General features: G+C 47.7%; 1 protein-coding gene. It reads right to left on the bottom strand.

Translation table 11 applies throughout. The features are described from left to right. Nucleotides 1-135: 135 nt before the first annotated feature. A complete protein-coding gene (locus PX636_RS01825; protein ID WP_002798033.1) occupies nt 136-942 on the bottom strand; it encodes an MlaE family lipid ABC transporter permease subunit in 807 nt (268 codons plus the stop codon). Nucleotides 943-1172: the final 230 nt, after the last annotated feature.

Here is a 1172-nt window from a genome sequence, read left to right as displayed (position 1 = left end):
CATGAATCAACCCTACGACATCGGGGGGGTCGGGGGGGCGGGGGCAAGAGGCAAAAGGAGGAATAAATAATCAGTCTTTAATAACTGGATTTAGTATTAGAACAATGGCGAGAAAATGACAGTTTTTAACTGAAATTACTGTCCAAATAAAACCGAACTATTGCCAGATCCTTGGAACAAGATCCAGGTCATCAGCAGATTAGATACAAAAATCGCTAAGAGCATAGTGACTACGGCCGCGGTAGTAGCTTGGCCGACTCCTTTAGCACCGCCATCGGTCGTTAAACCCCAATTACAGCCGATAATTGCGATTAAAGCCCCAAAAACCACCCCTTTAACCGGTCCACTCAGCACATCTCCCACACCCAGAAAACCGCGAACCGAGTCGAGAAAAACTGAATTGGCAATCCCGTATAAACTTTGGCCGACCAGCAAACCGCTACCTAAACCGATCAGCAACGCCATAACACTCAAAGCGGGAACCATCAGACAACAGGCAATTAAACGGGGCAGCACCAGATATTCCACGGGATCGGTTTTGAGCATATAGAGTGCGTCGATCTGCTCTGTCACCTTCATGGTACCGATTTCCGCCGCAAAAGCCGATCCTACCCGACCGGCTACCACAATCGCCATCATAATCGGACAGAGTTCCCGACCGAGAGCAAGGGCCAAAATTCCCCCCACCATACTGCCAGCGCCCAAAGCTTGGAACTCCCGGGCCACTTGGATCGTAAAGATCATCCCGATCACCGCGGCCGTGATCATGGCGATAATCAGCGAGGCGGGCCCAGCTGCTACCATTTGTTCTTGGGTGACGCGCCAATCGGGTTGGCGCGTGAATAGGAAGTAAAAAACCCTGCCGGTCAATAGTACCGCTAACCAACAGCGCCGAAACCAAGAGCTTAATTCCTTGCTAAAAATCGCCAATAAATCCTTCATGGTCCCCAAAATCGATCGGACTAGAGAAAAGTCTATCCTGTTTTGTCTTCTAATACCAAATCCTGTTATAATAAAACGAGTAAAAACAAGGAGATAAAATGCCCAAGAAAGCTTACTTAGCCGAACATCTAAGTTCAGAGGAACTGATACTAAATCTGGTTATTAAAAACTGATTATTTATTCCCCCTTTTGCCTCTTGCCTGTTGCATGAGTGCCTCTCCTCTATAAGT

This window comes from Microcystis sp. M53598_WE2, from assembly GCF_030067735.1.
Lineage (GTDB): Bacteria > Cyanobacteriota > Cyanobacteriia > Cyanobacteriales > Microcystaceae > Microcystis > Microcystis aeruginosa.
The sequence above is the reverse complement of the archived record's forward strand: the minus strand, read 5'-3'. Positions and strand labels throughout refer to the sequence as shown.